A 19383-nucleotide genomic window follows, 5' to 3' on the forward strand; every position below is an offset into this window, starting at 1 on the left:
TCAGCCGATTCCGGGGATGAGGGAGATGATCAGGTCGATGATCTTGATGCCGATGAACGGGGCGATCAGGCCGCCCAGCCCGTAGATCCCGAGGTTGCGCCGGAGCATCGAATCGGCGCCCGCGGGCCGGTAGCGCACGCCCTTCAGCGCGAGTGGCACCAGCGCGACGATGATCAGCGCGTTGAAGATCACGGCGGACAGGATCGCCGACTCGGGTGAGGACAGGTCCATGATGTTGAGCTTGTCCAGGCCCGGATAGACCACGGCGAACATCGCGGGGATGATCGCGAAGTACTTCGCGACGTCGTTGGCGATGGAGAACGTCGTGAGCGCGCCGCGGGTGATCAGCAGCTGTTTGCCGATCTCGACGATCTCGATCAGCTTGGTCGGGTCGGAGTCCAGGTCCACCATGTTCCCGGCCTCCTTGGCGGCCGAGGTTCCGGTGTTCATGGCCACGCCGACGTCGGCCTGGGCCAGCGCCGGGGCGTCGTTCGTCCCGTCGCCGGTCATCGCGACGAGTTTGCCGCCGGCCTGCTCCCGCTTGATGAGGGCCATCTTGTCCTCGGGCGTGGCCTCGGCGAGGAAGTCGTCGACCCCCGCCTCCTCCGCGATGGCCTTCGCGGTCAGCGGGTTGTCGCCGGTGATCATGACCGTACGGATGCCCATCCGGCGCAGTTCGCCGAACCGCTCGCGCATGCCCTCCTTGACGACGTCCTTGAGGTGGATGACACCCAGGACCCGGGCGCCGTCCCCGTCGTCGACCGCGACCGGCAGCGGCGTACCGCCCTCGCGGGAGATCCGGTCGGTGAGTGTGGCGACATCGGGGTGGACCGTGCCGCCGCGCTCGCGGACCCAGGCGACGACCGAACCGGTGGCCCCCTTGCGGATCCGGCGTCCGCCGACGTCCACCCCGGACATCCGGGTCTGGGCGGTGAAGCCCACCCACTGCGCGGTGGCCAGTTCCCCCTGATGCCGCTCGCGGAGCCCGTACGCCTCCTTCGCCAGGACGACGACGGAGCGGCCCTCGGGCGTCTCGTCGGCCAGCGAGGAGAGCTGGGCGGCGTCCGCCAGCTCGGCCTCCGTCACGCCCGCGACCGGGAGGAGCGCCGCGGCCTGCCGGTTGCCGAGGGTGATCGTGCCGGTCTTGTCGAGCAGCAGGGTCGACACGTCGCCCGCCGCCTCGACGGCGCGCCCCGACATGGCGAGCACGTTGCGCTGCACCAGCCGGTCCATGCCGGCGATGCCGATCGCGGACAGCAGGGCGCCGATGGTGGTCGGGATCAGACAGACCAGCAGCGCGGCCAGCACGATCATGGACTGCTCGCTGCCCGCGTAGACGGCGAACGGCTGGAGCGTGACCACGGCCAGCAGGAACACGACGGTCAGCGAGGCGAGCAGGATGTTCAGCGCGATCTCGTTGGGCGTCTTCTGCCGGGCCGCGCCCTCGACGAGCGCGATCATCCGGTCGATGAAGGTCTCGCCGGGCTTGGTGGTGATCTTGATGACGATGCGGTCGGAGAGCACCTTCGTGCCTCCGGTCACGGCACTTCGGTCGCCGCCGGACTCCCGGATGACCGGTGCCGATTCGCCGGTGATCGCGGATTCGTCGACGCTCGCCACCCCCTCGACGACGTCTCCGTCGCCCGGAATGATGTCGCCGGCCTCGCAGACCACCAGATCACCGATGCGCAGTTCGGTGCCCGGGACCCGCTCCTCGCGGGTCCCCGTCAGCCGGCGCGCGACGGTGTCGGTCTTGGCCCGGCGCAGAGTGTCGGCCTGGGCCTTGCCGCGGCCCTCGGCGACCGCCTCCGCCAGGTTGGCGAAGACGGTGGTCAGCCAGAGCCAGACCGTGATCGCCCAGCCGAACCAGTCCCCCGGGTCGAGCGCCGCCAGCACGGTGGTGAGCACCGAGCCGGTCAGCACCACGAACATCACCGGGGACTTGATCATCACCCGGGGATCGAGCTTGCGTATCGCGTCGGGGAAGGCGGCGATCAGCATCCTGGGGTCGAACAGACCCGCGCCGACGCGCCCTTCGGGGCCGTGCCCGGCCGGGGTGTCCCGGTGCGGTGCGCGGGCCGGTGTGACTGTGGACATCGCGTCCTCTTGCTTCGTACGGAGGGTCATGACGCCAGCCCCTCGGCCAGCGGCCCCAGAGCCAGGGCCGGGAAGTAGGTCAGACCGGCGACGATCATGACGGTGGCGACCAGCAGTCCGCTGAAGAGCGGTTTGTGCGTGCCGAGGGTGCCGACGGTCGCCGGTACGGGCCGCTGCGCGGCGAACGAGCCCGCCAGGGCGAGGACGAACACCATGGGCAGGAACCGGCCCAGCAGCATCGCCAGTCCGATCGTGGTGTTGAACCACTGGGTGTCCGCGGCCAGTCCGGCGAACGCGGAACCGTTGTTGTTGGCGCCGGAGGTGTAGGCGTAGAGGATCTCGGAGAAGCCGTGCGCCCCGGAGTTGGTCATCGAGTTGCCCGGGGTGGGCAGGGCCATCGAGACGCCGGTGAAGCAGAGCACCAGCGCCGGGGTGATCAGGATGTAGCAGGCCGCGAGCTTGATCTCCCGGGTGCCGATCTTCTTGCCGAGGTACTCGGGCGTGCGGCCGACCATCAGGCCGGCGATGAACACCGCGATGACCGCCATGATCAGCATCCCGTAGAGACCGGAGCCGGTACCGCCGGGTGCGATCTCGCCGAGCTGCATGCCGAGCATCGTGATGCCGCCGCCGAAGCCGGTGAACGAGGAGTGGAAGGAGTTCACCGCGCCGGTCGAGGTGAGCGTGGTGGCCACGGCGAAGAGGGACGAGCCGCCCACGCCGAAACGATTCTCCTTGCCCTCCATGGCCCCGCCCGCGATGTCGAACGCGGGCCCGTGGTGGGCGAATTCGGTCCACATCATCAGCGCGGTGAAGCCGAGCCAGATGACGCCCATGGTGGCGAGGATCGCGTAGCCCTGCCTGAGCGAGCCGACCATCCGGCCGAAGGTGCGGGTCAGCGCGAACGGGATGACGAGGATCAGGAAGATCTCGAAGAGGTTGGAGAGCCCGTTGGGGTTCTCGAAGGGGTGGGCCGAGTTGGCGTTGAAGTACCCGCCGCCGTTGGTGCCCAGCTCCTTGATGACCTCCTGGGAGGCGACCGCGCCGCCGTTCCACTCCTGCGAACCGCCCAGGAACTGCCCGACGGAGTGGATGCCGGAGAAGTTCTGGATCGCCCCGCAGGCGACCAGTACGAGCGCGCCGACCACCGAGATCGGAAGGAGGATCCGCACCGTGCCGCGCACCAGGTCGGTCCAGAAGTTGCCGAGTTCACCGGTACGGGTGGCGGCGAGGCCCCGTACCAGCGCCACCGCGACGGCGATGCCGACGGCGGCCGAGACGAAGTTCTGCACCGCGAGACCGCCGGTCTGCACGACGTGGCCCATGGCCTGTTCGCCGGAGTACGACTGCCAGTTGGTGTTGGCGACGAACGACGCCGCCGTGTTGAACGCCTGGTCGGGGTCGATCGAGGCGAAGCCGAGGGAGCCGGGCAGCGAGCCCTGGAGCCGCTGCAGCAGATACAGGAAGAGGACACTCACGGCGGAGAAGGCCAGGACACCGCGGAGATAGGCGGGCCAGCGCATCTGCGTGTTCGGATCGGCGCCGATGGCCCGGTATATCCACTTCTCGACCCGCAGGTGCCGGGGCGAGGTGTAGACACGGGCCATGTGGTCGCCGAGCGGGCGGTACGCCAGACCCAGTGCCACGACGAGCGCGAGCAGCTGGAGCACACCTGCGAGGACGGGGCTCATTTCGGGCTCAGAACCTCTCCGGGTAGAGAAGGGCGAGGACGAGATAGCCCAGCAGGGCGACGGCCACGACGAGGCCCACCACGTTTTCTGCGGTCACAGCTTCGTCACCCCCTTGGCGATGAGTGCCACCAGCGCGAAGACCGCGATCGTGGTGACGACGAAGGCCATATCGGCCATCGGGTGCTCCTGGATGAGGTGCGGATTTCTCGGACCTCATGAGCAAACCTGCCGCAGACACCGCTTTGACCTGCGTTGATGGCTTCCATACGGAGATGGGCCCGCCCTTGACGGCGCCCCTACGCGCCCGATACGCGCCCCATACGGGCCGCTGTGCCCACGGGCCGGGGTGACGCCCCCGCGGACAGGGAAAAGCCGGTGGGCCGCACCCCCGTGAAAGAGGTACGGCCCACCGGCCGGTGCTTGCGGGTGCGGGGGTCAGCGCACCTCGGTGATCTCGGGGCCCCGCTGGAGCTGGCCCATGCCACCGGAGAACTTCGAGCCCTCCTGCTCCTCCTGCTGAACGCCCTCGGGCACCATCTGGGCGTCGTTGGGGAGCTTGAGGACGATCGGGTCGCGCGGGGCCATCGGGCCGTCACCACGGACCACCACGGTGTCCCGGAAGACCGTCTCCAGCAGACCGGCGGCCTCCGGCTGCACGGCGCCCTGGCCGGAGATCACACCGCGCAGGAACCAGCGCGGGCCGTCGATGCCGACGAAGCGGACCAGCTGCACGCCGTTCGCCCCGTCGGGAAGCTGTACGGGGACCTGCGCGCGCAGCTCCCAGCCCAGCGGGCCCTCGACCTCGTCGATGATCCCGCCCTGCTGGGTGATGCCGGAGGCGATCTCGTCGCGGACCTCGCCCCAGATGCCCTCCTTCTTGGGGGCGGCGAAGGCCTGCAGCTGGATCGCGCTGTCGCGCAGCACGACGGTGGCGGCGACGATCGCGTCACCGGCGACCTCGACGCGCAGCTCCATGCCCTCGACTCCGGGTACGAAGATGCCGCCCAGGTCGACCCGGCCCTCGCCGGGCTGGGAGACCTCTTCGATGTCCCACGGCCCGTCCGGTCGCGGCGCCGGCGGAAGGTTCATCCGACGCGAGCCGCCCTTGGCGGCATCGGCGTCATCGAGCTCGTCGACGACCTGCTCGGCCTCGCGCGCTTCGTCCGCCGCGTCCTCGGCGGAACCACTGTTCTTGCGACGTCCGAACACGTCACTGTCCTTCCCGGTCGGATTCGACCGAAGCGTAGCTGTTCCCGTCCTGGGGAACCCCGCCCCGGACGCCATCAACATCAACGGCGGCATGACCGCCGGTGGACCCGAAGCCCCCTTCGGCCCGCGCCGAACCGGGAAGCTCCGACACTTCGTGGAAGCGCACCTTCTCGACCTGCTGCACGACCAGTTGGGCAATCCGGTCGAACCGCTCGAACCGCACGGACTCGCGCGGGTCGAGATTGATGACGATCACCTTGATCTCTCCACGGTACCCGGCATCAACCGTCCCCGGGGCATTCACCAGTGCGACTCCACAGCGCGCGGCGATGCCGGATCGGGGGTGCACGAACGCGGCGTACCCGTCCGGCAGCGCGATCGAAACCCCTGTGGGCAGCACGGCCCGCTCGCCCGGTGCCAGTTCGGCGGCCTCGGTGGTCACCAGATCGGCCCCGGCGTCACCGGGGTGCCCGTACGCCGGGATGGGCACGCCGGGGTCGGTCCTGCGGATCAGTACGTCCACGGGATGGCGCATCAGGGGTTCACCTCGAAGGCGCGGGCGCGCTTGGCCTGGTCGGGGTCGGCCATCGCGGCCCGGATCTCGGCCGGGCGGCCGTTCTCGATGAAGTGGTCGACCTTGACCTCGATGAAGAGGGCCTCGGCCCGGACCGCCACGGGCCCGTCCGGACCGCCGATCCGGCCGGTGGCCCTGGAGTAAATCTTCCGGCCGTGCACGGCGGTGATCTCCGCGTCGAGGAACAGCACCGTGCCGACCGGTACGGGGCGGACGAAGTCGGTCTCCAGCCGTCCGGTCACCGCGATCACCCGCAGCAGCCAGTTCAGCGAGCCGAGCGTCTCGTCGAGCGCGGTGGCCAGCACCCCGCCGTGCGCCAGGCCAGGGGCGCCCTGGTGAGCGGCCTGCACGGTGAACTCGGCGGTGACCCCGACGCCCTCGCCGGCCCGTGCCTGGAGGTGCAGCCCGTGCGGCTGCCCCCCGCCGCAGCCGAAACAGTGTTCGTAGTGCGCGCCGAGGAGTTCGCCGGGGGGCGGCGCGTCGGGATGCCGGACCGGTTTCACCGCATCGGCCGGGGGCTTCAGAGCCGCAGATGTTCCACTCACAGCCGCAGACCTTACCCGCGCGGGTACCCGCAGGTCGCGCCGTGCCAAGCTTGGGCTCATGCAGCCTTCCGCCCCGCCCTTCGACGAACGCCTCACCGCACCCCGTTCCTGGTGGGTGATCTGCTTCCTCTTCGGCATCGCGTGCGCGCTGATGCTGCTGCCGCTGGGCACCCTGCCGCTGCTCGCCGGGCTGGTGGGCGGCACCGCCGCGTCGGCGGTGGTGGTGAGCTCGTACGGCTCCGTCCGGATCCGGGTGGTGGGTGACGCCCTCGTGGCGGGTGACGCACGGATCCCGGTCTCCGCGCTCGGTGAGGCCGAGGTGCTGGAGGCCGAGGAGGCGCGCGCCTGGCGCTCGTACAAGGCGGACACCCGGGCCTTCATGCTGCTGCGCAGCTACATCCCGACGGCGGTGCGGGTGAAGGTCACCGATCCGCAGGACCCGACTCCGTACCTCTATCTGTCGACACGCGAGCCGAAGGCCCTGGTGGCGGCAGTGAAGGCGGCTGTGCGGGCCTAGAGGGAACCCGGGGGAAGGGCTCTAGTCCTTCGGGGGCCGGTCCTCCGAAGGGCCGGGGAAGGCTTCGTACGGGAGCGCGGGCCGTTCCAGCGGCGGCAGCTCCGGGAGCCGGTCCCAGGGGATCTGCCGTTTCCGCAGATCCTTCCTGACCCGTTCGGCGAGTCTTCTGGTCTCGCGGCGGTTCATCATCGCGCCGACCGTGGCGCCGATCATGAACGGAATCAGGTTCGGCAGATCGCGCACGGTGCGCTTCATGATCTGCTGGCGCAGTTCGCGCTTCATCTGGCCGCCGAGCGCGGCGTTGACCGTCACGGGGTGCATGACGTCGATGCCTCGCTCCTCGGTCCAGGAGGTGAGGTAGGCGGTGGAGCGCTGACCGATGCCGCCGGGCGGACGGAGTCCGTACACCTCGTGCAGCTCGGCGACGAGCTTCATCTCGATCGCGGCCACACCGGTGATCTCCGCGGCCAGCTCGGCGAGCATGGCGGGCGGTACGGGCATCATGGCCGCCGCGCCGATTCCGGCGCCGACGGTGGCGGTGGCCTTCCCGGCGCCCGCGATGAGCCGGTCGGCCAGCTCCTCGGGCCCGAGGTCCGGGAACTGCTTGCGCAGGGTGGCGAGATCGCGCACAGGGACGCGGGGAGCGATATCGATGATCAGGTCGGCGATATGACCGATCGCTGCCCTGGCGCTCTCCCCGCCCTTGCGTACGCCCCGTTTCACCGATTTCAGACGGCCTGCCCCGGTCACGGGCTCCGTCCTGTCGACCTGTTCGGCCCTGTCGGCCGTGTCGACTTCTGCAGCTGCTCCGGCTGCTTCGAGCGAGGCCGGCCGGCCCCGCTCGTCCTGTCCGCCCGGCGAGGGTGGCAGGGCGGACGGCTCGGCAGGCGCTGCTACGCCTTCTGCCGGGCCTGTACCGCCCTGATACGCCTCCGACGCCTTACTGCGCCGGAGGCGCCGCTTCCGGAACGGTGTGTCCCCTGCCATGGCCGACCGGACCTCAGTCGCAGTCGCGGCAGATCGGCTGGCCGTTCTTCTCGCGGGCCAGCTGACTGCGGTGGTGCACGAGGAAGCAGCTCATGCACGTGAATTCGTCGGCCTGCTTGGGCAGGACCCTTACGGCCAGCTCTTCGTTGGACAGGTCTGCGCCGGGCAGCTCCAGTCCCTCGGCCGCGTCGAACTCGTCGACATCGACGGCCGAGGCCGTCTTGTCGCTCCGACGAGCCTTGAGCTCTTCAAGGCTGTCCTGATCGACGTCGTCGTCGGTCTTTCGTGGGGTGTCGTAATCCGTTGCCATGTCGCTCTCCCCCTCTGGGTGTCTGCGGTGTCTCAGCGCACGTAACGCGTGAGAGGCCGGACTTGTGCCCGACCCGAGGCGGAGATTTTGCCTCACATCAAGGTCTGTTACTCAATCGACACCCAAAAGGACCGCTCGAGAGCGATCGGCTTGGGTGGCGATGGGGACCGTACACGGTCCCGGCGGCGCCCTTCACAGGCGCCACCCCGTGTACTTCCCGTGATAATGGCCCCCGAAAACCCCGACTTTTGCCGGATTTCCGGTGGCGGCCCTGATCACGGAGCGTGGACGGCCGTAAATTCGCTCCTGTGATCGATCACACACGGGCCCCCCGGGATCGGGTCCCGAAAATTCCGCTCAAAGCGAACAAAATAATCCGCGTGCGAATCGCTTCGTCCGGCCTGTCAGACAGGCAGTGAGACGCGCATCACAAGACCACCGCCCTCGCGGGGCTCCGCGATGATACGGCCTCCGTGAGCGCGCGCGACGGACCGCGCGATCGACAGGCCGAGCCCCACCCCCTTGTCGCTGCCCGTCCGCTCCGTACGCAGCCGTCTGAAGGGCTCGAAGAGGTTGTCGATCTCGTAGGCGGGCACCACCGGACCCGTGTTCGAGACGACGAGCAGGGCCTGGCCCGGCAGGAGCTCGGTGGTGACCTCGACCCAGCCGCCGTCCGGGACGTTGTAGCGCACCGCGTTCTGTACGAGGTTCAGCGCGATCCGCTCCAGCAGCACGCCGTTGCCCTGGACCACGGCAGGGGCCAGCTCGGCACGCATCTCCACGCCCTTGGCCTCGGCCTCGCCCCGTGCCTGGTCCAGGGCGCGCGAGGCGACCTCGGCGAGGTCGACGGGTTTGCGCTCGACGATCTGGTTGTCGCTGCGGGCGAGCAGCAGCAGGCCCTCGACCAGCTGCTCACTGCGCTCGTTGGTGGCCAGCAGCGTCTTGCCGAGCTGCTGGAGCTCCGCGGGTGCCTGCGGGTCGGCGAGGTGGACCTCCAGCAGCGTGCGGTTGATCGCCAGGGGCGTGCGCAGCTCGTGCGACGCGTTCCCGACGAACCGCTGCTGCGCGGTGAAGGCCCGCTCCAGCCGGTCCAGCATGTCGTCGAAGGTGTCGGCGAGCTCCTTGAACTCGTCGTCCGGGCCGTCCAGCTCGATGCGCCTGGACAGGTCCGTACCGGCCACCCGGCGGGCGATACGGGTGATCCGGCCCAGCGGCGAGAGCACCCGTCCCGCCATCGCGTAACCGAAGGCGAAGGCGATGATGCTCAGGCCCACGAGGGCCAGCAGGGACCGGTTGAGGAGTGTGTCGAGCGCCTGCTGGCGCTGGTGGTTGACGCAGGAGTTCATCGCCGCGTTGACGGAGTTCGGCGAGGTCCCCTCCCCCAGCAGGTTGCAGACGTTGCTGGACACATGACCGTCGACGATCTTGAACGGCAGCTCACTGCCCACGTGCAGGGCCTGTGCGGCCAGCATGTAGATGATCGACAGCAGCAGGATGCCGGCGATCAGGAACATGCCGCCGTACAGCAGCGTGAGACGTATCCGGATCGTCGGGCGCAGCCAGGGGTACGGGGGCTCCTGCTGCTTGGGCTCCCACGTGGGTTTGGGTGGCGCCGTCGCGGGCGGCTGGACCGTGGGCACCGGCATCAGATCCGGTAGCCCGAGCCGGGCACGGTGACGATCACCGGCGGCTCGCCGAGCTTGCGCCGCAGGGTCATGACGGTCACCCGGACGACGTTGGTGAACGGGTCGGTGTTCTCGTCCCAGGCCTTCTCCAGGAGCTGCTCGGCCGAGACCACGGCGCCCTCGCTGCGCATCAGGACCTCCAGCACCGCGAACTCCTTGGGCGCGAGCTGGACCTCCTGCTCGCCCCGGAAGACCTCCCGGCGGTTCGGGTCGAGCTTGATCCCGGCACGCTCCAGGACCGGCGGCAGGGCCACGGTCGTACGGCGCCCGAGGGCCCGTACCCGCGCGGTCAGCTCACTGAAGGCGAAGGGCTTGGGCAGATAGTCGTCGGCGCCGAGCTCCAGTCCCTCCACCCGGTCGCTGACGTCTCCGGAGGCGGTGAGCATGAGCACCCGGGTCGGCATGCCGAGCTCGACGATCCTGCGGCAGACGTCGTCGCCGTGCACCAGGGGGAGGTCCCGGTCCAGCACCACGACGTCGTAGTCGTTGACCTCGATGCGCTCCAGTGCCGCCGCACCGTCGTACACGACATCGACGGCCATGGCCTCCCGGCGCAATCCGGTGGCCACCGCATCGGCGAGCAGCTGCTCGTCCTCCACGACGAGTACGCGCACGGCGCTTCCTTCCTTAGAACTTCCACAACAGAGCTGCACAACGTCCGGAACGGACCGGCACAACGTCCGGATCTGGCCGGTGGCCCATGATCCGGACCGTGTCCGGGCACGGTCCGTGCGCCTCCATCCTGCCCGTAACGCGTATAAACCGGCGGTAAGGCGGCGCGGTCCTACCTGCGGCTTCCCGGAAGGCAGCGGTTTTCCGGGCCAGTTGAGGTTTCCCTGAGGGTTGGGCTGGGGAGGACGAGTTCACACCCGCGATCACGGCTCGTAAGTGGCGTGCCACTGGCCCCCTCCGTTCCCCCGGAGGATGCGTGATCACCCGCCCTACCGCCTCGGCGGAGGGAAACCCGGGCACACCCCCGTGCCACCGACCCACGATGAGGGGGCGCCTCATGGACGCTTTCACCGCAGGTCTGCTGCAACGCATCAAGACCACAGAGTCCGACCTCACGAAGGCCCGCGAGACGGGCGACGACTTCCTTGCGGACGTCGAGCAGAGCGAGCTGGAGGATCTGCACCGCATCGCGGCCGAGCACGGAGTCCACATCGGCGCCACAAGCGTCTGAGCCGTCACGAGAAGGCCCCGCGGCGCCCTGTGGGCACACGCGGGGCCTTCTTCGTCGCGGTGCCGTCCACGGCCCGCACAGCGGCTCAGTCGTGCCAGGCGCCCAGTTCCTCCAGCAGGGAGCTCAGCGGCTCGTAGACGCCCGGTGACGCGGCGACCGTCAGGTCTCCGTCGGCGGGCGTACCCGGCCGCCCGCCGGTGAGCGCGCCGGCCTCCCGCGCGATGAGGTCACCGGCCGCCAGGTCCCACGGGTGGAGGCCGCGCTCGTAGTAGCCGTCGAGGCGGCCCGCGGCGACGTCGCAGAGGTCGATGGCGGCGGAGCCGCCGCGCCGGATGTCCCGCAGCCGCGGGACCAGCACGCGCACCACGTCGGCCTGGTGCGCGCGGACGTCGGCGACGTAGTTGAAGCCGGTCGACACGAGCGCCTGGTCGAGCGGCGGGGCGGGACGGCAGCGAAGGGCTGCCCCGTCGTCGCCGAAGGCACCGCCCTTCGCGTACGCACCGCCGCCGAGGACCGCGTGGTACGTCTCGCGGCGCATCGGGGCCTCCACCACGCCCACGACCCGCTCGCCGTCCCGTTCGGCGGCGATGGACACGGCCCAGGTAGGCAGCCCGTACAGGTAGTTCACCGTGCCGTCGAGCGGGTCGATCACCCAGCGGATGCCGCTGCTGCCCTCGGAGCTGGCGCCCTCTTCCCCGAGGAAACCGTCCTGGGGGCGGCGTTCGGACAGGAAGCCGGTGATCAGTTTCTCGGCGGCGATGTCCATCTCGGTGACGACGTCCACCGGGCTGGACTTGGTCGCGGCCACCCCCAGGTCGGCGGGCCGGCCGTCGCGCAGCAGCGCGCCGGCCCGGTGGGCGACGTCCAGGGCGAGGTCGAGCAGTTCGGACAGCAGGGGGTCGGTCACGGCGCTCCCAGGAGGATGAGGAGGTGGGGGTCGGGTCGGTGGGGCGTCACGCGTACGGGCTGTCGGCGCCCGCGGCGGCCGGCCTGGCGGCACGGGCCGGGCAGCAGCCGGCCGGGCAGAGGTCGTGGCTCGCCCCGAGCGCCCCGAGGGCGCACCTCTCCGGGTCGCGGCCCTGTTCGGCGGCGGCGCGCTCCAGCACGAGGTCGCGCACCGCCGCGGCGAACCGCGGGTCGGCGCCGACGGTCGCGGACCGGCGCACCGGCAGGCCGAGCTCGGCGGCCTTCGCGGTGGCCTCGGTGTCGAGGTCGTACAGGACCTCCATGTGGTCCGAGACGAAGCCGATGGGGGCCATCACCACGGCGGGGACACCGTCGCTGTGCAGCAGCTCCAGGTGATCGCAGATGTCGGGTTCGAGCCACGGGATGTGCGGGGCGCCGCTGCGTGACTGGTAGACGAGCCGCCAGGGGTACTCGACGCCGGTCCGCTCCCGGACGGCCTCGACGATCACCCGTGCCACGTCGAGGTGCTCGGCGACGTACGCGCCGCCGTCGCCGTGCGCCTCCGGCGGGCCGGAGACATCGGCCGCCGAGGTGGGGATGGAGTGCGTGGTGAAGGCGAGGTGCGCCCCGGCCCGCACGTCCTCGGGAAGGCCGGCCAGGGAGGCGAGGACGCCGTCCACCATCGGCTCGACGAAGCCGGGGTGGTTGAAGTAGTGCCGCAGCTTGTCGACGCGCGGCACGGGCAGCCCTTCGGCCTCCAGGACGGCCAGTGACTCGGCGAGGTTCTCGCGGTACTGCCGGCAGCCGGAGTAGGAGGCGTAGGCGCTGGTCGCCAGGACGGCGATGCGGCGGTGTCCGGCCTCGGCCATCTCGCGCAGGGTGTCGGTCAGGTAGGGCGCCCAGTTGCGGTTGCCCCAGTACACCGGCAGGTCGAGTCCGTGATCCGCGAAGTCCTCGCGCAGGGCGTCGAGCAGGGCTCTGTTCTGGCCGTTGATCGGGCTGACGCCGCCGAACAGGAAGTAGTGCTTGCCGACCTCCTTGAGCCGCTCCTCTGGGATACCCCGGCCGCGGGTCACGTTCGCCAGGAACGGAACCACGTCGTCCGGGCCTTCGGGGCCTCCGAAGGAGAGCAGCAGCAGGGCGTCGTAGGGGGCGGGCTCACGCAGATCGGACATGGCATCGATCCTGCCACCCGTCCCCGGCGCCGCTCCCACCGACATCCGCCCCGGACGGCGGCCGGACTCCCGCGGACGGCGCCCTGCACTCCCCCGTAAGCTGTGTCGGCCACCTTCACCCCTGACACCGCGCGTGACCGCGCCGTACCGGAGTTCCCCTTGCCCAGTCCCTATCGCGCGATCTTCGCCGCCCCCGGCTCCAAGGGGTTCTCCTCCGCCGGCTTCTTCGGCCGGATGCCGCTGTCCATGATGGGCATCGGCGTGGTGACCATGGTTTCCCAGCTGACCGGCAGGTACGGGCTGGCGGGCGCCCTCTCGGCGACGCTTGCGATGGCCGCGGCGGTGGTGGGGCCGCAGATATCCAGGCTGGTCGACCGGCACGGGCAGCGCCGGGTGCTGCGCCCGGTGACGCTCGTCGCCCTGGCGGCCGTGGCCGGTCTGCTGGTCTGTGCGCAGCAGGGGCTGCCGGACTGGACGCTGTTCGTGTTCGCGGCCGGAGCCGGCTGCGTCCCCAGCGTCGGTTCGATGGTCCGGGCCCGCTGGGCGGAGATCTACCGGGGCTCCGCGCGGCAGCTGCACACCGCGTACGCGTGGGAGTCGATCGTCGACGAGGTGTGCTTCATCTTCGGCCCGATCATCTCGATCGGGCTCTCCACCGCCTGGTTCCCCGAGGCGGGCCCGCTGCTGGCCGCGGGCTTCCTGCTGGTCGGCGTCTTCTGGCTGACCGCGCAGCGGGGCACCGAGCCGGTGCCGCATCCGCACGCGCGGCACACCAGGGGTTCGGCGATGAGCTCACGCGGCCTCCAGGTGCTCGTGGTGACCTTCGTGGCGACCGGAGCGATCTTCGGGGCGGTCGACGTGGTGACGGTGGCCTTCGCGGAGGAGCAGGGCCACAAGGCCGCGGCGAGTCTCGTGCTGGCCGTGTACGCGCTGGGGTCCTGCCTCGCCGGGGCGGTCTTCGGCCTGCTGCACCTGAAGGGCAGGCCGTCCAGCCGGTGGCTGGTGGGAGTGTGTGCGATGGCCGTGAGTATGATCCCCCTCCAACTGGCCGGGAGCCTGCCGTTCCTGGCCGTGGCGCTCTTTGTCGCGGGCCTCGCCATCGCACCGACGATGGTCACCACGATGGCTCTCGTCGAACAGCACGTACCGCGCACGAGACTGACCGAGGGCATGACCTGGACGAGCACCGGGCTCGCCGTCGGTGTGGCGCTCGGCTCCTCGGCCGCCGGCTGGGTGGTCGACGCGTCCGGGGCGAAGGCGGGGTACGCGGTGCCCGCCGTGGCGGGAGCGCTCGCGGCCGCGGTGGCGTTCCTGGGGTACCGCCGGCTCAGTGGGCCGGTTCCTACGGAAGGGCGCGGGGAAGATGACCGACACCTACGCACGGACGACGACGAGCGCGTGGCGTAACTGGGCGGGGAACGTCACCGCCCGTCCGCTACGGACCGTGTCACCCGCCTCCGTGGACGAGCTGGCCGAGGAGCTGCGCAGGGCGTCCGACGACGGCCTGAGGGTGAAGGCGGTGGGCACCGGCCACTCCTTCACCGCGACCGCGGCCACCGACGGGCTGCTGATACGCCCCGATCTGCTCACCGGCATCCGGGAGATCGACCGTGCGGCGATGACGGTGACCGTCGAGGCCGGCACCCCGCTGAAGCGGCTCAACACCGCCCTGGCCCGCGAGGGCCTCTCGCTCACCAACATGGGCGACATCATGGATCAGACGGTCGCCGGGGCCACCTCCACCGGCACCCACGGCACCGGCCGCGACTCGGCGTCCATATCCGCGCAGATCCGGGCCCTGGAGCTGGTCACGGCGGACGGCACGGTGCTGACCTGCTCGGAGACCGAGAACCCGGACGTCTTCGCCGTCGCCCGGATCGGGCTCGGCGCCCTGGGGGTCATCACGGCGATCACGTTCGCCGTGGAGCCGGTCTTCCTGCTGACCGCCCGCGAGGAGCCGATGACCTTCGACAAGGTCACGACCGAATTCGATCAGCTGGTGGCCGAGAACGAACACTTCGAGTTCTACTGGTTCCCGCACACCGGTAACTGCAACACCAAGCGCAACAACCGCAGCGCCGGCCCCGCCGCTCCGCCCGGAAAGGTCAGCGGCTGGATCGAGGACGAGCTCCTCTCCAACGGGATGTTCCAGGCGGCCTGCTCGCTCGGCCGGGCGGTGCCCGCCACGATCCCCTCGATCGCCAAGCTCTCCAGCCGCGCCCTGTCGGCGCGCACGTACACCGACATCCCGTACAAGGTCTTCACCAGCCCGCGCCGGGTGCGGTTCGTGGAGATGGAGTACGCCCTGCCGCGCGAGGTGGCCGTGGCGGCGCTGCGCGAGGTCAGGGCGATGGTCGAGCGCTCTCCGCTGCGGATCAGCTTCCCGGTGGAGGTGCGTACCGCCCCCGCCGACGACATAGCGCTCTCCACGGCCTCGGGCCGGGAGAGCGCGTACATCGCCGTCCACCTGTACCGGGGCACGCCCTACCAGGCGTACTTCACGGCGGTGGAGCGGATCATGACCGCCCACGGCGGCCGCCCCCACTGGGGCAAGGTCAACACCCGCGACTCCGGGTACCTGGCCGGGGTGTACCCGCGGTTCGGCGAGTTCACCGCGGTCCGGAACCGGCTGGACCCGGACCGCCTCTTCGCCAACGACTACCTGCGCCGGGTCCTGGGCGACTGATCACCGCGCCCGCTCACTGACCGCTGTCCGTGCCGGTCGGTGCGTCCTCCTGCGCCGGCGCGCTGCCCGTGCCCGTCGGGTCGGGGGTGGTGCTGCCGCCGTCGCCGGGGGCGGACGGAGACGGGGCCGGGGCGACGGAGTCGTCACCCGCCGAGTCCGACGGGGTGGGGGTGGGCGTCGGGTCCGCCGTGGACTTGTCGCCCCGGTCCGTTTCCGGGCTCCGGCTCTGTCCGTCCGACCCCGGGTCGGTACCGGGAGCCGAACTGTCGCCCTGGCCCGGGGTCGGACGGTCCTGGCCCGGGTCGGTGCTGCCGGACGGTGTGGGGTCGGCCGGAGCCGATCCGCGCTCACCGCGTACGACGGAGCCCACGGTCGTTCCCCGGCCGCCGCTCAGGTCGTTGCCCGAGACCAGTTCGAACGTGGTGATCCCGGCCATCGAGACGGCGAACACCACCGCGGCCCCGAGCGCCGAGCGCTTCCAGCCGCGGATCCGGGTGCCGTGCGTGGTCGCCTGCGAGAACGCGTCGTCGTCGGCCCCGGGGGCGGTCGTGAGCGGCCGGGTCCCGTCGAGTGCCTTGATCAGCTGCGTACGGCCGGGGTCACCGGCCGCCTTGCGCAGGACGGTGGTGGCGTCCACGGCGCGCAGGACGGTGGTGGCGTCCGCGTCCTCGGGGGCGGTCGCGCCGTCCACCCGGCGCAGGACCGTCGTGGCGTCCAGCGCGGGCGGCACCGCGGCCGCGTCGGCGGAGCCCTCGGCCTCCCGGAGGGCGACCCGCGTCTCGGGGGTCCCCCACGTACCGTCCGCGTCCCCGGCATCACGCGTCTGGCGCGTGTGCACGGTCACCTCGCGGCCCGGGTGCTTCACCTGGACCGTGACCTCGCGGATCTGCTCACCCGTACGACGGAAGAAGTGCTGGAAGACCGAGCCGCCGCAGGTGGCCACGATGCTCATCACCCCGGCGCCGAGAATCGTTCCGTACACGCCCAGTTGCGAGGCCGCCACCGCTGCCGCGACCGCCGCTACCGCACTGCCCGCGACCTGGGGCAGACTGAGATCGATCCGCCTTTCTCTGGGTTCTATGTCACTTTCCGGCTTCTGCACCATTTCCAGCCCTTGATTGACATCGCTCCCACCATGCAACAAGAAGGGACATTTGAGCGAAGCCGATAGTTCCGCTTACGGTGATTCTGTGAAGCAGGACACGCGAGGGGAACATCCCGCCTCCGGCGGGGTGGCTCAACTCCCGTGCCTCGCGAGAACTTCGGCGGCGCGGCGGTCCACCCACATGGTCCTAATGGAGTACTGTGGCGAGCCCTGGGGCCGGACTCCCGCGTGGAAGTCCGCAACCTTCGGGAGGGGGCCGAAGGAGGCACTCGATCCGGCGGCGCCACGGCATCGCACGGGGGCCGGCTGCGCGGAGTGACCTAAGATCACTTTGTGTTGTGCAAGAGGTCACCGTGCCACACCGGCGATCAAGGGCTCACGCCCGACACGCCGGGCAACACGGCAATGTTGTGGCAGGCTGCAGCCGGGCAGGCCACACTCGACTAGCGGAAGCAGCGACGCACGTGACGTCGGCAGGCACCACCCGGGAGGTCCCCATGCCCGAACTGCGTGTCGTGGCCGTCTCCAACGACGGCACACGACTGGTGCTCAAGGCTGCAGACAGCACGGAGTACACACTTCCGATCGACGAGCGGCTGCGAGCCGCCGTGCGCAACGACCGCGCGCGGCTCGGCCAGATCGAGATCGAGGTGGAGAGCCACCTCCGCCCCCGCGACATCCAGGCCCGGATACGAGCCGGTGCCTCGGCGGAGGAAGTCGCACAGTTCGCCGGGATTCCGGTCGACCGTGTCCGCCGCTTCGAGGGCCCCGTGCTCGCGGAGCGCGCCTTCATGGCCGAGCGCGCCCGGAAGACTCCCGTGCGCCGTCCGGGCGAGAACACCGGCCCCCAGCTCGGCGAGGCGGTGCAGGAGCGCCTCCTGCTGCGCGGCGCCGACAGGGAGACCGTCCAGTGGGACTCCTGGCGCCGCGACGACGGCACCTGGGAGGTCCTCCTGGTGTACCGGGTCGCCGGTGAGCCGCACTCGGCGAGCTGGACGTACGACGCCCCGCGCCGGCTGGTCCAGGCGGTGGACGACGAGGCGCGCTCGCTGATCGGCGAGACCGACGACGTCGCCGCGCCCGAACCCAGCTTCCCGTTCGTCCCGCGGATCGCCCGGCTGCCGCGCGACCGGCCGCTGGACCGCGCCCTGGACCGCCAGATGGAACGCCCCGCCCCGCCCCCGGCCCCCGAGCCGGAGGAGCGCATCGGCGGGGTCACGGCGAGCGAACGCGATTCGCTCACCAGCCTCCTGGAGGCGGTACCGAGCTTCCGCGGCGACATGGTCGTGCCGGAGCGCCCCGCACCGCCGGAGCCCCCGGCGATCGAACCGGCCGCACAGGAGCCGGATGCCGAGGATCCGCCCGCCCCGGCGGCCTCCGCGGGCGCCGGTTCCGCTTACGCGGATGTGCTGATGCCCCGCGCGGTGGCCGGTCACCGCGACCGGCTGACCGGGACGACGGACCGCCAGGCCGAGGCGGACGGCGTCCGGCCGGGGCGCCGGGCCGCGGTGCCGAGCTGGGACGAGATCGTCTTCGGCACACGCCGTAAGAAACAGGACTGAACCGGGTGATCGCCGCATGACGGGGGCCCGTACGCGCTTGCGTACGGGCCCTTGCGCGCTGTCCGGGCGGAACCCGTCACCCCGGTTCGGGCCGGCTGTCCCCTTATGGGGCAGGTTCGGTTCACATATCCCGTTATGGAAAAGTCTCCGCCCGGCTGTCCCGTTACAGGGGGTCGGGCCCCGTGGCGACCGGACGGGATTCGTCGGCCGACCACTCGGACCAGGAGCCCGCATAGAGAGCCGCCCGGTGTCCGGCGATCTCCAGCGCCAGCACCTCGTGGGCACCCGAGACACCCGAGCCGCAGTAGACTCCGACGCCCGCGGTGTCCCCGTCGGCGCCCAGCCCGGCGAAGCGGGCGGCCAGCGCGTCGGCGGGCAGGAAGCGCCCGTCCGCGCCGACGTTCTCCCCCGTGGGGGCCGAGACCGCGCCGGGGATGTGCCCGCCCACCCGGTCGATCGGCTCCACATCGCCCCGGTAGCGCTCGGCGGCCCGCGCGTCGAGCAGCAGGCCCGAACGCGCCAGGGCCGCCGCTCCGTCCGCGTCCAGCAGGGGCAGCGCTCCCGGCTCGGGGACGAAGTCGCCCTCGGCGGGGGCCGGGGTCTCCTTCGACAGCTCGCCGGTCCAGGCGGCGAGACCGCCGTCCAGCACCCGGACGTCCCGGTGCCCCGTCCAGCGCAGCAGCCACCAGGCGCGGGCCGCCGCCCACCCCTGGCCGCCGTCGTACACGATCACCGAACGGTCCCGGCCGACGCCGGCGCGGCGCATCACCGCCCCGAACTCCGCCGGGTCGGGAAGCGGATGACGGCCGCCGCCGCCCGCCGGCCCGGCGAGCTCCGCGTCCAGATCGACGAAGACCGCCCCGGGGATGTGTCCGGCCTCGTAGTCGGGCAGGCCGTGGGGACCGCCCAGTTGCCAACGTACGTCCAGGAGCACCGGCGGACGTGGCCCCGCCGACTCGCTCACACATTCGGATGCGGAGATGATGGGCTTCATGGAAGCCATCCTCGCGCAGTTGCCCGCCCACCCGTAACAACGACGAAATGGTCGTACCGCAACAAACGGGATCCCGTCCGTCGAGATCGCGGAAAGTGCGGCGCGGCCGGGGCGCATCGGGCGCCGGGTGGTGCAAGCATCTGCACGGGGCGTACAC

19 protein-coding genes are annotated in these 19383 nt (G+C 71.0%); 5 read left to right on the forward strand and 14 right to left on the reverse strand.

Going from position 1 to position 19383, the window contains the following annotated elements; genetic code table 11:
* From kdpB to ACIQM0_RS28785, 6 genes are all read right to left on the reverse strand, one after another.
* Entirely contained in the window at positions 1 to 2127 is a 2127-nt protein-coding gene (gene kdpB, locus ACIQM0_RS28760) for a potassium-transporting ATPase subunit KdpB (RefSeq protein WP_401292051.1), read from the reverse strand.
* The gene (gene kdpA / locus ACIQM0_RS28765; protein WP_401292054.1) at positions 2124 to 3788 is read right to left on the reverse strand and encodes a potassium-transporting ATPase subunit KdpA; all 1665 of its coding nucleotides are present in this window, start codon (positions 3786 to 3788) and stop codon (positions 2124 to 2126) included. The genes kdpB and kdpA overlap by 4 nt, the downstream gene beginning before the upstream one ends.
* Positions 3789 to 3795: 7 nt before the next feature.
* Positions 3796 to 3885: a K(+)-transporting ATPase subunit F gene (gene kdpF, locus ACIQM0_RS28770; RefSeq protein ID WP_037777601.1), complete on the reverse strand. Its 90-nt coding sequence runs from the start codon at positions 3883 to 3885 to the stop codon at positions 3796 to 3798.
* Between the two features lie 338 nt (positions 3886 to 4223).
* Positions 4224 to 4997, reverse strand: a complete 774-nt coding sequence (locus ACIQM0_RS28775; RefSeq protein ID WP_401292057.1) for a DUF3710 domain-containing protein — start codon at positions 4995 to 4997, stop codon at positions 4224 to 4226.
* A 1-nt stretch (position 4998) separates the two neighbouring features.
* Entirely contained in the window at positions 4999 to 5532 is a 534-nt protein-coding gene (gene dut / locus ACIQM0_RS28780; protein ID WP_363025978.1) for a dUTP diphosphatase, read from the reverse strand.
* Positions 5532 to 6116 (reverse strand): PaaI family thioesterase, encoded by a 585-nt coding sequence (locus tag ACIQM0_RS28785; protein ID WP_401292060.1) that lies wholly within the window; start codon positions 6114 to 6116, stop codon positions 5532 to 5534. The genes dut and ACIQM0_RS28785 overlap by 1 nt, the downstream gene beginning before the upstream one ends.
* Before the next feature lie 58 nt (positions 6117 to 6174).
* Between ACIQM0_RS28785 and ACIQM0_RS28790 the strand changes: the two genes are divergently transcribed.
* Complete coding sequence (locus tag ACIQM0_RS28790; protein ID WP_401292063.1) at positions 6175 to 6633, forward strand: DUF3093 domain-containing protein; 459 nt, start codon at positions 6175 to 6177, stop codon at positions 6631 to 6633.
* A gap of 21 nt (positions 6634 to 6654) precedes the next feature.
* Here ACIQM0_RS28790 and ACIQM0_RS28795 read toward each other — a convergent pair whose 3' ends face one another.
* The 4 genes from ACIQM0_RS28795 to ACIQM0_RS28810 form a co-directional block, all read right to left on the reverse strand.
* The gene (locus ACIQM0_RS28795) at positions 6655 to 7620 is read right to left on the reverse strand and encodes a hypothetical protein (protein ID WP_401292065.1); all 966 of its coding nucleotides are present in this window, start codon (positions 7618 to 7620) and stop codon (positions 6655 to 6657) included.
* 13 nt (positions 7621 to 7633) lie between these two features.
* Positions 7634 to 7930, reverse strand: a complete 297-nt coding sequence (locus tag ACIQM0_RS28800; RefSeq protein WP_003965732.1) for a DUF4193 domain-containing protein — start codon at positions 7928 to 7930, stop codon at positions 7634 to 7636.
* A 404-nt stretch (positions 7931 to 8334) separates the two neighbouring features.
* Positions 8335 to 9576: a sensor histidine kinase gene (locus tag ACIQM0_RS28805; protein ID WP_401292068.1), complete on the reverse strand. Its 1242-nt coding sequence runs from the start codon at positions 9574 to 9576 to the stop codon at positions 8335 to 8337.
* The gene (locus tag ACIQM0_RS28810; protein WP_024490544.1) at positions 9576 to 10229 is read right to left on the reverse strand and encodes a response regulator transcription factor; all 654 of its coding nucleotides are present in this window, start codon (positions 10227 to 10229) and stop codon (positions 9576 to 9578) included. The genes ACIQM0_RS28805 and ACIQM0_RS28810 overlap by 1 nt, the downstream gene beginning before the upstream one ends.
* 395 nt (positions 10230 to 10624) lie before the next feature.
* On the opposite strand from ACIQM0_RS28810, the gene ACIQM0_RS28815 reads away from it, so the two are divergent.
* On the forward strand, positions 10625 to 10798 hold the full coding sequence (locus ACIQM0_RS28815; RefSeq protein ID WP_401292071.1) for a hypothetical protein: 174 nt from the start codon (positions 10625 to 10627) through the stop codon (positions 10796 to 10798).
* A gap of 85 nt (positions 10799 to 10883) precedes the next feature.
* On the opposite strand, the gene ACIQM0_RS28820 is transcribed toward ACIQM0_RS28815, so the two are convergent.
* Together ACIQM0_RS28820 and ACIQM0_RS28825 are read right to left on the reverse strand one after the other, a co-directional pair.
* Positions 10884 to 11705 (reverse strand): inositol monophosphatase family protein, encoded by an 822-nt coding sequence (locus tag ACIQM0_RS28820; protein ID WP_401292074.1) that lies wholly within the window; start codon positions 11703 to 11705, stop codon positions 10884 to 10886.
* Positions 11706 to 11751: 46 nt separating this feature from the next.
* A complete protein-coding gene (locus tag ACIQM0_RS28825; RefSeq protein WP_401292076.1) occupies positions 11752 to 12879 on the reverse strand; it encodes a ferrochelatase in 1128 nt (375 codons plus the stop codon).
* A 159-nt stretch (positions 12880 to 13038) separates the two neighbouring features.
* Between ACIQM0_RS28825 and ACIQM0_RS28830 the strand changes: the two genes are divergently transcribed.
* Together ACIQM0_RS28830 and ACIQM0_RS28835 are read left to right on the forward strand one after the other, a co-directional pair.
* Positions 13039 to 14286, forward strand: coding sequence for an MFS transporter (locus ACIQM0_RS28830; RefSeq protein ID WP_401292079.1), 1248 nt, complete (start codon positions 13039 to 13041; stop codon positions 14284 to 14286).
* On the forward strand, positions 14243 to 15565 hold the full coding sequence (locus tag ACIQM0_RS28835) for a D-arabinono-1,4-lactone oxidase (RefSeq protein WP_401292082.1): 1323 nt from the start codon (positions 14243 to 14245) through the stop codon (positions 15563 to 15565). Before ACIQM0_RS28830 ends, ACIQM0_RS28835 begins: the two co-directional genes overlap by 44 nt.
* 13 nt (positions 15566 to 15578) lie before the next feature.
* Here the strand turns inward: ACIQM0_RS28835 and ACIQM0_RS28840 are convergent, their stop codons facing one another.
* Positions 15579 to 16670, reverse strand: a complete 1092-nt coding sequence (locus tag ACIQM0_RS28840; RefSeq protein ID WP_401292084.1) for a hypothetical protein — start codon at positions 16668 to 16670, stop codon at positions 15579 to 15581.
* A 497-nt stretch (positions 16671 to 17167) separates the two neighbouring features.
* On the opposite strand from ACIQM0_RS28840, the gene sepH reads away from it, so the two are divergent.
* Positions 17168 to 18232, forward strand: a complete 1065-nt coding sequence (gene sepH / locus ACIQM0_RS28845) for a septation protein SepH (protein WP_401292087.1) — start codon at positions 17168 to 17170, stop codon at positions 18230 to 18232.
* 163 nt (positions 18233 to 18395) lie between these two features.
* On the opposite strand, the gene ACIQM0_RS28850 is transcribed toward sepH, so the two are convergent.
* Entirely contained in the window at positions 18396 to 19226 is an 831-nt protein-coding gene (locus ACIQM0_RS28850) for a sulfurtransferase (RefSeq protein ID WP_401292089.1), read from the reverse strand.
* Positions 19227 to 19383 lie beyond the last annotated feature (157 nt).

The organism is Streptomyces sp. NPDC091387, from assembly GCF_044756945.1.
Lineage (GTDB): Bacteria > Actinomycetota > Actinomycetes > Streptomycetales > Streptomycetaceae > Streptomyces.

Excerpts from the sequence above, each read along its gene's own strand:
- kdpB (WP_401292051.1), bottom strand. The coding sequence starts at position 2,127 with ATGACCCTCCGTACGAAGCAAGAGGACGCGATGTCCACAGTCACACCG.
- kdpA (WP_401292054.1), bottom strand. The coding sequence starts at position 3,788 with ATGAGCCCCGTCCTCGCAGGTGTGCTCCAGCTGCTCGCGCTCGTCGTG.
- dut (WP_363025978.1), bottom strand. The coding sequence starts at position 5,532 with ATGCGCCATCCCGTGGACGTACTGATCCGCAGGACCGACCCCGGCGTG.
- ACIQM0_RS28790 (WP_401292063.1), top strand. The coding sequence starts at position 6,175 with ATGCAGCCTTCCGCCCCGCCCTTCGACGAACGCCTCACCGCACCCCGT.
- ACIQM0_RS28795 (WP_401292065.1), bottom strand. The coding sequence starts at position 7,620 with ATGGCAGGGGACACACCGTTCCGGAAGCGGCGCCTCCGGCGCAGTAAG.
- ACIQM0_RS28800 (WP_003965732.1), bottom strand. The coding sequence starts at position 7,930 with ATGGCAACGGATTACGACACCCCACGAAAGACCGACGACGACGTCGAT.
- ACIQM0_RS28805 (WP_401292068.1), bottom strand. The coding sequence starts at position 9,576 with ATGCCGGTGCCCACGGTCCAGCCGCCCGCGACGGCGCCACCCAAACCC.
- ACIQM0_RS28815 (WP_401292071.1), top strand. The coding sequence starts at position 10,625 with ATGGACGCTTTCACCGCAGGTCTGCTGCAACGCATCAAGACCACAGAG.
- ACIQM0_RS28825 (WP_401292076.1), bottom strand. The coding sequence starts at position 12,879 with ATGTCCGATCTGCGTGAGCCCGCCCCCTACGACGCCCTGCTGCTGCTC.
- ACIQM0_RS28835 (WP_401292082.1), top strand. The coding sequence starts at position 14,243 with ATGACCGACACCTACGCACGGACGACGACGAGCGCGTGGCGTAACTGG.
- ACIQM0_RS28840 (WP_401292084.1), bottom strand. The coding sequence starts at position 16,670 with ATGGTGCAGAAGCCGGAAAGTGACATAGAACCCAGAGAAAGGCGGATC.
- sepH (WP_401292087.1), top strand. The coding sequence starts at position 17,168 with ATGCCCGAACTGCGTGTCGTGGCCGTCTCCAACGACGGCACACGACTG.
- ACIQM0_RS28850 (WP_401292089.1), bottom strand. The coding sequence starts at position 19,226 with ATGAAGCCCATCATCTCCGCATCCGAATGTGTGAGCGAGTCGGCGGGG.